The organism is Alienimonas chondri (assembly GCF_013036045.1).
Classification (GTDB): Bacteria; Planctomycetota; Planctomycetia; order Planctomycetales; family Planctomycetaceae; genus Alienimonas; species Alienimonas chondri.
This window is the reverse complement of sequence record NZ_WTPX01000164.1, coordinates 1-9,834: the sequence shown is the minus strand read 5'-3', so window position 1 is coordinate 9,834 and position 9,834 is coordinate 1. Positions and strand designations below refer to the sequence as shown.

Below are 9,834 nucleotides of genomic sequence, written 5' to 3'. Positions count from 1 at the left end.
GCCGCCGCCATGACCAGCCGCGTGCCCACCTCCACCCCCAACCGTCGGCGTCTGCTCCGGTTGGCCGCGCTGGCCGCTCTGACGGTCTGCTGCGCGTTCGCCGCCACGCCCACCGCCGAAGCCGGCGGCAAGAGCCAACCGACGGACTGGAACCGCTTCTACCACTACCCGTACGTCTACTACCCGCGGAACTTCGAAGCCCCGCAGCAGTTCGACAGCCTGTACTACAAGTATCCGGCCGAACGCCGGATCCCCGTGTACCGGACCGACTGGCACAACTTCTACCCGCGGGATCGTCCTTACCACAGCGGCCATCACTTCCTGCTGGACGTGTTTTGAGCCGAGGGAACCCGTTGAGCCGAGTGGATCCAAGGTGACGTGAGCGGAACGGGGCGCCGAAAAAACGCCCCGTTCCCCCACGTCCGAGCTGGGCGATTTCCGCGGAGCGTGCGGATCTCGACCGAACGACCGATCGTGGGTGGCGCCGAGACGCCGCGCACGGCAAAACAGTTCTCCCCGCAGGATGTGGGGTGTCACCCGCAAGGACGCGGGGTTCGCCCGCCAGCCCCCTCCCGCAGGGGACTCGGCGGGCGTCTTCATGCGCGGTGCGTGCGGAGAGAGAGTCGGGCGGGGAAGCCGCATTTCGGCCGGTTCCCGCGCCGATTGCCGGGGCCGCGCGGTCGGGTGTACGGTCGCCGCTCCCATGGCCGACGCCGACGCCGCCACTCCGCCTGAAGAAGCGGGCGATTCGCCCGGGCGGCCGGACTCCCCTCCCCCCGCTCCGCAAACGACCGCCGGATCGAAGGCCAAAACGGCCGGTTCGAGGGCTCGCACGCACGCCGACAGGTCGTCCGCGGTCGGCAAGCTTGCCGCCGTCGCCGCCGGACGTTCGCTGGGCCGCTTTCAAATCAAAGGCGTCGTGGGCCACGGCGGGATGGGCACGATCTATCGGGCGTTCGATCCGACGTTAGATCGATACGTCGCCCTGAAGGTGCCGCGGTTCGACGCCGCGGGCGACCCCGCCCTCCGGCAGCAGTTTCTCAAGGAAGCGCGGGCCGCCGCGGCCGTTTCGCACCCGCATCTGGTCGAGGTGTACGAAGCGGGCACGATCACGGAAGAAGACGGATCGGGCGAGCGCTGTTATATCGCCACCGAACTGTGCGAAGGGCCGGACCTCGCGAAGTGGTTGGAGCAGCGAACCGAGCCGGTCCCCCCGACGACGGCTGCGGCGCTGCTGATTCCCATGGCGGAGGCGGTGCATCAATGTCACGCCGTCGGGGTGGTCCATCGCGATCTCAAACCGGCGAACGTGCTGTTGGACGCCCCGGACCCGCGTCCGACCGAGTCCGGCGGGGGCGATGCGGCGCTGCCCTTCGTGCCGAAGGTGTCCGACTTCGGCGTCGCCCGGGTGTTGGAGGAGAGCGCCGCCGCGACGCGCACCAGCCAGGCCGTCGGCACGCCGCTCTATATGTCCCCCGAGCAAGCCGGCGAGCGGCTCGAGGAGATCGGTCCGGCGACGGACGTCTGGGCGCTGGGGGCGATCCTTTATGAAACGCTGACCGGTCGCCCGCCGTTCGACGCCGGCACGACGCTGGGGCTGCTCAAGCAGATCGACGGGGACGATCCGCCGCCCCCGCGGGCGCTGCGGCCGGGCCTGCCGGCGGGGCTGGATGCGATCTGTATGAAGTGTCTGCGGAAACGACCGGACGAGCGCTACGCGAGCGCCGCGGACCTCGCCGCGGACCTCACGGCGTGGCAGGAGGGCCGAGCGGTCTCGGCCCGGCGCTTCTGCTGGCGCGACCGCTTCGCGACCTGGAGCCGTCGACCGGCGCGAATACGAGACGCCGCCATGTTGGCGATCGTCTGGAACGCGGCGCTGGCGAGCGGGATCGCGTTGATGGCGATGGACATCGGGTTCGGGTGGGAGACCCCGCTGCCCGAGTACGACGAGTTCCTGGGCGAGGCGATGAAGATCACGATCGCCCACTACGCCATCGCCCTGATCGCGTGGCGGATGTTGCTCGGCGCCCGGTGGGCCTATTGGATCTGCTTCGCCTCCGCCGTCGTCTGCGAATATATCGTCGTCAACGGTCTGTTCTTCGGCGGGGGCGGCGGGTTCAGTATGTATCGGGATTTGCCGGTGGCGAAGTATCTCGTCCTGGTGACGCTCACCACGGCCTTCACCGCGCAACTCACGCTGTTCCTGCTGTCGCTTCGGGCGCGAAGCGTGCGGTAAGCCGCTCGCCCGTCGGACCTCCTCTTGACGATGTCGGCCTCGCGGACCTACCCCCCGCGAACCTGTCCTCGCTCCCCCGTTCGACTCCGTCACCGGGGGGAGCGGTGCGCCTCCGTTTGTCCGAACCCGCCGCCCCGATGCCTACGCCCGCCCGGCCGCGCGTCCGGTTCCCTCGCCCATTGATCGCCCCCGTGCTGGCCGGCGCGCTGTTGAGCGCGTGCGGCGGTTGCTCCGGTCTGCCGGCGTTGGGCGGTCCGGGATTTCTCCCCCCGCTCGGCGGAGCGAGGACCGCCGATCTGGACGACGACGCCGAAGCCGGCGACGACGAGGCGGCGGACAGCGACATTCAACTCGCCGGCGCCGAAGGTCCGGCGGGCGAATCGCCCTTTTATGGCGACGACGACCTCGCCTCGCGGCCGTCGGAAAGCTCCAATCCGCTGACGAAATCGCGGCAGTGGCTGAACCGTTTGACCGGCGTGAAAGGCGAAGCGGACGTCTCCGCGGCCCGATTGCCGCCGGAGGCCCGGCGTTCCTTCGAGAACGCCCGCAACGGCTTCGACCGCGGCGAGTACGACGACGCCGCGGCCGCGTTCAAAACGCTTTCACGCCGCTACGCCGATACCGCGATCGAAGAGGACGCCCTCTTCTATCGGGCCGAAGCGCTCTATAAAGGCGACAGCCTCGCCCCCGCTCAGGACGCCTACGACGCGCTGCTGGACCGCTATCCCTCCACGCGGCACCTGGACGCGATCAGCCAGCGCCAGTTCGCGATCGCCCGCCGTTGGCTGGGCTACCCGGAAGGGGTGATCAGTTCGGACGTCAAACCGGTCTCCTACGCGGAGGTCGCCGCCGGGGTCGCCACGCCGCCGCCCGCGGAGCGGCTCAGCAAGGACGCCCCGCCGCGGCCCTCGGACCCGACGATCCTGATCCCGGTGCTGCCGAACTTCCACGATAAGACCCGCCCGCTGTTCGACACCACCGGCCGGGCGTTGCAGGGGTTGAAAAGCGTGTGGATGAACGACCCCACCGGCGACCTGGCGGACGACGCCCTGTTCCTCTCCGCCGGCCATTATCTGCGGAAGGGCGATTATATGGAGGCCGGTCGTCTGTACGACATCCTGCGGAAGGAATACCCGGACAGCCCTCACCTGAAGGACGCCTATCTGTTGGGCGCCCACACGCGGGAAGTCGTCTGGCAGGGGCCGATGTACGACGATCAGGGGCTCAAGGAGAGTCGCCGGATCAAGGAGAGTTTCCAACGTTTGTTCCCCGACGAAGCGGACCGCGCCCGCATCGCGGAGAGCCTTGAGAATATGGCCGAAGCCGAAGCGGAGGCCGACTGGGCGACGTTGCAGCTGTATGAGCGGAAGGGCAAGACGAAGTCGGTCGCGATTTATGCGCGGAAGATCCTCGTCGATCACCCCGGCAGTCGCGCCGCGGCCCGTGCCCGCAAGATCTGGGACGCCCTGCCCGCCGACGCGAAAGCGCTCGCCGGCCCGGCGCCCCCGGCTCCAACGGCCGCCGTCGAACGTCGCGTCGAAGCCCCGCCGGTCACCGAACGCAGCGTCCGCCCGCCGGTCGCCCGCGAACCCATGACTCGCGAGCCCGTCACCCGCGAACCGATGACCCGCGAACCGGCCCCCGCCGCTCGTCCCGCGGTCGCGCCGGACGCCCTGCCCGGCTCCACGCAGGCGCCGGACGCCCCGTTCGATCCGTTCTCCGGGGATCCGTTCTCCGGCGATCCTTCCAACGCGGACCCGTTCGGATGAAGCACGCCCGCCGCACGACCCTGCTGCTGACGGCCCTGGGCCTCGTCGCGTTCACCGGCTGCGGCTATCGGTTCGGCCACCTCGCCGACCCGGAGATCCGCACCGTGGCCGTGCCGATGTTCGAGAGCGTCGCCGACCGCACCGGGCTGGAGATTCAGCTCACCGAAGCGGTGCAGAAGGAGATTCAGTCCCGCACCCCCTTTCGCCTGGTGCATGAAGGACAGGCGGACACGGTCCTCCGCGGACAGTTGGTCGGCGTGCGCAAACGGCTGCTCTCCCAGAGCGTCACCGACGACGCCCGCGAGATCGAGTTCGCCCTCGCCGTGAACGTCACCTGGGAAGACCGCCGCGGCAACACGTTGAACGAGGGCGCGCTGCAAATCGCGCCGGATGCGGTCCCGGTGCTGTCGACCGGCACCGCGGCGATCGAAGTCGGTCAGTCCCGGGCCACGGCCAATCAGGAAGCGGTCCAGCGGATCGCCCGGCAGGTCGTGGACCTGATGGAAGTCCCGTGGTGACCGCCGGCTCCCGGGGCATTCGGCGGTTTAAGAGCGGATAGCATCGGCGCCGTAATCACGGGCGCAGCGTCCCGGACGCTTCAAGCGTCCGGGACGCTCGTGGAGCGCTCGCGAAGGAACCCGACGCCGCTACACTGCCGCCGATGCGGGTTCTCTCCTACAACATCCACAAGGGCATCGGCGGGCGGGACCGCCGTTATCGGCTGCAGCGCATCAAGGACGTGATCGCCGCCGCGGAGCCGGACGTGCTGTGCCTGCAGGAGGTCGACCGCAACGTCCGCCGCAGCCGGTTCGACGATCAGCCCCATCTGTTGGCCGAGTGGTTCCTCGGGCGACACCTGCCCCACATCGGGCCGCACCCGCACACCGAGCCGCACTCCTACGGCGATTCGTTGGCCCGGGTCGAACCGGGCGGGGAACCGCGCAGCGGGGCGGTGTTCCAACTCAACGTCTCCCTGACCACCGGCCGCACGCTGCCGGGCGGACCGCACCGGGGCGGATACGGCAATCTGATCGTCTCGAAGCGGCCGATCCTCGACGCCCACTCCGTCGATCTCACCAAAGGTCGCCGCAAGAAACGCGGGGCGTTGGTCGCGTTATTAGAAACCGCTGTCGGGCCGTTGCGGCTGGTCAACTGGCACCTCGGCTTGATGGACGGCGAACGCCATTGGCAGGTTCGTCGTTTATTAGATCACGAGTTATTTCACGCCGTCGGCCGGGACCTCGGCGGACCGCTGCCGACGCTGCTCATCGGCGACAGCAACGACTGGCGCAGCACGTTAATGAAGGGCGGACTGGGCGACGCGGGCTACGACCTGCTGACGAACCCGGCGAAGCGGTTCCGCAGCTTCCCCGCCTGGCTGCCGACCGCGGCGCTGGACCGGGCCTTCGCCCTCGGGATGTCGGCGGAGTCGATCGCCGCGGCCGTCTGCGGCGCTCCCGGACAAGCCGACCGCCGCGACGGCTGCCACGCGGACGCCTCCGACCACCTCCCGCTGGTCGTCGATCTGCCAGGATAAGTCCCCCCGGCAGCCCGAGGCGCGAGCCGAGGCCGAGTGACGCGGTCTTCGTCGAACAACCTCGGCTTGCGCCTCGGGCTGCCGTGGGCATCGGGGATCGGTACGATGCCGGTTCCATCGGAGTTCCCACAGGTGTCTATGCTGATGCGACGTCCCCTTCCCGCCGCCGGTTTACTGGCCGCATTGTTGTTCACCGCGACCGGCTCCCCCGCGCACGCCGCGGAGGTGCTGGTCGAAGCGGAATCGTTCGCCGATCGCGGCGGTTGGAAGCTGGATACGCAGTTCATCCAGCAGATGGGGTCGCCCTACCTGCTGGCCCACGGCCTCGGCACGCCGGTGAAGGACGCAACCGCCACGGTGACGTTCGCCGAGGGCGGCACGTACCGGGTGTTCGTCCGTACGTTCGACTGGGTCGCCCGCTGGGACGCCAAGGGCTCGCCGGGGCGGTTCCGACTGAGCGTCGACGGCGAGACGCTGCCCGCGGAACTCGGTGCGCAAGGCGACGACTGGGGCTGGCAGGACGCCGGAACCGTGACGGTCGACGCCGGCGAGGTCGCCCTCGCCCTGCACGACCAAACCGGCTTCGACGGCCGCGTCGATGCGATTTATTTCACCACCGGGGACGCCCCGCCGCCGAACGACTCCGCGATCCTGCCGGCGTGGCGTCGCACGCTGCTGGGGCTGCCGGAGGAACCGCCGACCAAGGGCGGGTACGACCTCGTCGTGATCGGCGGCGGGTACTCCGGGATGGGCGCGGCGCTCAGCGGCGCCCGGATGGGCTGCAAGGTCGCCCTCATTCAGGATCGCCCCGTGCTGGGCGGCAACGGCAGCAGCGAGGTACGCGTCTGGGCGATGGGCCTCATTCGTCGCGGCAAATACCCCCGCATCGGCGAGATTATCGACGAGATCGCGGACCACGCCAAGAAATCCCCCGGCGCCTACGAGGAGTTCGAGGACGCCAAGAAAGAGGCGATCGTTCGGGCCGAGAAGAACATCGACCTGTTCCTGAACCACCACGCCTTTGACGTGGACGTTAAAGAAAACAGCATTCAAGCGATCTCCGCGCTCGATACCCGCACCGGGGAGATCACGCGGTTCGAGGGCAAGTTGTTCGCCGACTGCACGGGCCACGGCACGATCGGCGCGGCGGCCGGCGCCGACTGGGAGATGACCCCGAAGGGCCGCATGGGCATGAGCAATATGTGGGCCTGGGACGAATTGGAGCAGCCGACCGAGTTCCCCGACGCCGACTGGGCGTTGGACCTCTCCATGAAGGACTTCCCCTACCCCCGCGATCATCACGGCCAGTGGTTCTGGGAGGGCGGGTTCGATAAAGACCCGATCAAGGAGGCCGAAGCGATCCGCGACTGGAACCTGCGAGCCGTCTACGGCGCGTTCGACGCGATGAAGAACGGCGACGGCGCCGCGAAGCACAAGACCGCGGTCCTCACTTGGGTCGCTTATATCGGCGGGCCGCGGGAGTCCCGGCGTCTGCTGGGGGATATTCAGCTCACGCAGGACGACATCGTCGAGAAACGCGAGTTCCCGGACGGCTGCGTGCCCAGCACCTGGTCGATCGATCTGCACTATCCCAAGGAGCAATACGCGGAAAAGTTCCCCGACAACCCGTTTATCTCCTACGCCGTCCACGATCGCCGCATCGACCGCAACTACGGCTATCCGGTGCCGTATCGCTGCTTCTACTCCCGCAACATCGACAACCTGTTTATGGCGGGCCGGAATATCAGCGTCACCCATCAGGCGCTGGGCACGACCCGCGTGATGAAGACCTGCGGCATGATGGGCGAAGTGATCGGTCGGGCCGCCAGCGTCTGCGTCAAACACGGCTGCAACCCCCGGCGGGTGTATGAAGATTATTGGGGCGAAATGGACGAATTGCTGAAGCTCCCCGGCAAGGCCCGCCGGGCGACGGTGCATGAGGCGATCGAGATCCCCGACGACGCCCTCGAACTGGCCGGTTCGCACGGCCCGCCGACCGGCTTGGACCCGGCGAAGCTGGAGGGCCTCGTGATCGACGACAACGCCGCTCAACTCGAAGGAAAATGGACCGAGGGCACCGGCCTGAAGGGCTACGTCGGCTACGCCTACCGCTACGCCTCGCCCGGCTCCAAAGCGGTCGCGACCTTCAAAGCGACCGTCAAGGACGCCGGCCGGTACGACGTGCAACTCGCCTGGCTGCCGCACGAAAACCGCGGCACGACGGTCTCCGTGACCGTCGCCGCGGGGACGACCTCCAAGGACTACGTCATCGATATGACGAAGGCCGCGAAGGGCGAGCATGATTTTGAATCGCTCGGCGCCTTCGACCTGCTTGCCGGCGAGACGCTGTCCGTGACTGTGCGGGCCGAGGGCGCCGGCGGGAACGTCCACGCGGACGCGATTCGCTTATTGAAGGTCGGCGGGCCGCGCGTCGGGGAGCCGAAAGGCAAGGAGTGAGCGCCGCGGCCCCGGTTCCCCGGAGTCGCACGACGCGGCGGCGCCTGCTGCACGCGCTGCGGTTGGGGCTGTTCGCGGGGGTGATCGGACTGATCGCCTCCGCGCCCGCCGAACCCACGGCGGACGACGGCGCCGACGGCCTCACCCCCGCCGCCCGGCAGGCGGCGCTCGCCCTGTTCCCCGCCGCGAAGACCTTCGGCCCGCCCGACGACGCGACCGGCGCCGTGCCGGTGTTGGACGCCGCCGGGGAGCGGCTCGGGTTCGTTCTCAAAACGATGCCCGCCAGCCGGCAGATCGTCGGCTTCTCCGGCCCCAGCGACCTGCTGATCGCGTTTGAGGCGGACGACAACGGAGAGCGGATTCGCGGGGTTTCGATCCTCCGCAGCGGCGACACCGACGAACACGTCGCCGCCGTCCGCGACGCCGACGCGTTGAACGCCCTCTATATTGGCCGCACCTGGAACGAGGCGGCGACGGCCCCGCCGCCGGACGCCGTCAGCGGCGCCACGCTGACGGCCCGAGCGATGTGGCAATCAGTCCGCGTGCGGCTGGACGGCGACGCCCCCCTCGTCCCGCGATTCGAGGAGGTGTTGCAGACCGAGAAGGTCCGCGATCTGTTCCCCGAAGCCGCGGCGATCGCACCGGCGGAGGGCGTCGGCCGGTTCGCCGTGACGGACGCCGCCGGCGAGCCGATTGGTTCGCTATTAAGAACCTCCCCCGCCGCGGACGGCGTCGTCGGTTATCAGGGACCGACCGAAGCGTTCATCGCCTTCGCTCCGGAAGATCAAAAGGCCGTCTGCCTGATCGTCGACGACAGCTTTGATAACGAACCGTACGTCGGTTATCTCCGCGAGGATGAATGGGGCTTCCTGCGACTCTTCGACGGGATGACGGTCGAGGAACTGGCCGACCGCGAACCGGCCCGGCCGGGCTACGACGCCGTCAGCGGGGCGACGATGACCAGCGTCGCGGTCGTCGACGGGGCGATCCTCGCGGCTCAGACGGACCTCGCGGCGAAGGCCGCGGCGCCTCCCTCTCAGGAAGAACGCCCGTCGGGGTGGGCGATGGATTGGCAAAGCGTCGACTGGGGCATGCTGGCGCTGATCGCCGGGGCGTGTGCGGTCGCGTTCACGCGGTTGCGGGGGGTGAAGGCGGTGCGGTGGGCCTGGCTGGCGGTGTTGGTGGGGTATTTGGGCGTGTGGCGAGGCGATCTGCTCTCGCAAGCCATGTGGGTCGGCTGGGCGGAGCACGGCGTCCCCTGGCGAACGGCCGGCGGGCTGGCCTTATTGAGCGCCGCGGCGCTGGCACTACCGGCGAGCACGAAACGCAACGTCTATTGCACGCACCTCTGCCCGCACGGGGCCGTGCAGCAGGCGTTCGTCGGCGGACTGCTGGGCGAACGGCTCAAACCCCGCCGCAGCGTCGGCCGAGGGGCGCGGCGGGCGCTGGCGCTGCTGCCGCCTCTTTTATTGGCCCTCGTGCTGCTGGCGGCGTTCGGGCGCCAACTCGTCGCCCCGGTGGCGTTGGAGGCGTTCGACGCGTGGCATTGGGGCCTCGCGGGGTCGGCGGCGAAGACGATCTTCGTCGTCGGGCTGATCGCCGCGCTGTTCGTGCCGATGGCCTACTGCCGACACGGCTGCCCGACCGGGGCGCTCCTCGAATACCTTCGCGTCAACGCCCGCAGCGACCGCTGGACCGCCCGCGACTGGGTCGCCGTCGGCCTGACGGCGTTCGCCGCGGGACTGCGGGTGATGGCGTAACGAACCCGCGTTGATTCCGAAACTCCCCTCGCCCCCCTTTTGGGGGAGAGGGGCTGGGGGTGAGGGGGCTGGAAC

The 9,834-nt window shown here is 69.0% G+C and carries 7 protein-coding genes; all 7 read left to right on the top strand.

From position 1 onward, the window contains the following. Nucleotides 1–9 precede the first annotated feature (9 nt). The 7 genes from LzC2_RS18160 to LzC2_RS18130 all read left to right on the top strand — a co-directional run bounded on the left by LzC2_RS18160 (nucleotide 10) and on the right by LzC2_RS18130 (nucleotide 9,759). Nucleotides 10–339, top strand: a complete 330-nt coding sequence (locus LzC2_RS18160) for a hypothetical protein (protein WP_349771139.1) — start codon at nucleotides 10–12, stop codon at nucleotides 337–339. A 364-nt stretch (nucleotides 340–703) separates the two neighbouring features. Next, entirely contained in the window at nucleotides 704–2,236 is a 1,533-nt protein-coding gene (locus tag LzC2_RS18155) for a serine/threonine-protein kinase (RefSeq protein WP_171189448.1), read from the top strand. A gap of 137 nt (nucleotides 2,237–2,373) precedes the next feature. Continuing rightward, complete coding sequence (locus LzC2_RS18150; RefSeq protein WP_171189447.1) at nucleotides 2,374–4,005, top strand: tetratricopeptide repeat protein; 1,632 nt, start codon at nucleotides 2,374–2,376, stop codon at nucleotides 4,003–4,005. Next, the gene (gene lptE / locus LzC2_RS18145) at nucleotides 4,002–4,523 is read left to right on the top strand and encodes an LPS assembly lipoprotein LptE (RefSeq protein ID WP_171189446.1); all 522 of its coding nucleotides are present in this window, start codon (nucleotides 4,002–4,004) and stop codon (nucleotides 4,521–4,523) included. Before LzC2_RS18150 ends, lptE begins: the two co-directional genes overlap by 4 nt. A 143-nt stretch (nucleotides 4,524–4,666) precedes the next feature. Continuing rightward, nucleotides 4,667–5,542: an endonuclease/exonuclease/phosphatase family protein gene (locus tag LzC2_RS22415; RefSeq protein WP_246255131.1), complete on the top strand. Its 876-nt coding sequence runs from the start codon at nucleotides 4,667–4,669 to the stop codon at nucleotides 5,540–5,542. 144 nt (nucleotides 5,543–5,686) lie between these two features. Beyond that, nucleotides 5,687–7,999, top strand: a complete 2,313-nt coding sequence (locus LzC2_RS18135; protein WP_171189445.1) for an FAD-dependent oxidoreductase — start codon at nucleotides 5,687–5,689, stop codon at nucleotides 7,997–7,999. Next, nucleotides 7,996–9,759 carry an FMN-binding protein gene (locus LzC2_RS18130; RefSeq protein WP_171189444.1) on the top strand — a complete coding sequence of 588 codons (1,764 nt, stop codon included), beginning with the start codon at nucleotides 7,996–7,998 and terminating at the stop codon, nucleotides 9,757–9,759. The genes LzC2_RS18135 and LzC2_RS18130 overlap by 4 nt, the downstream gene beginning before the upstream one ends. Nucleotides 9,760–9,834: the final 75 nt, after the last annotated feature.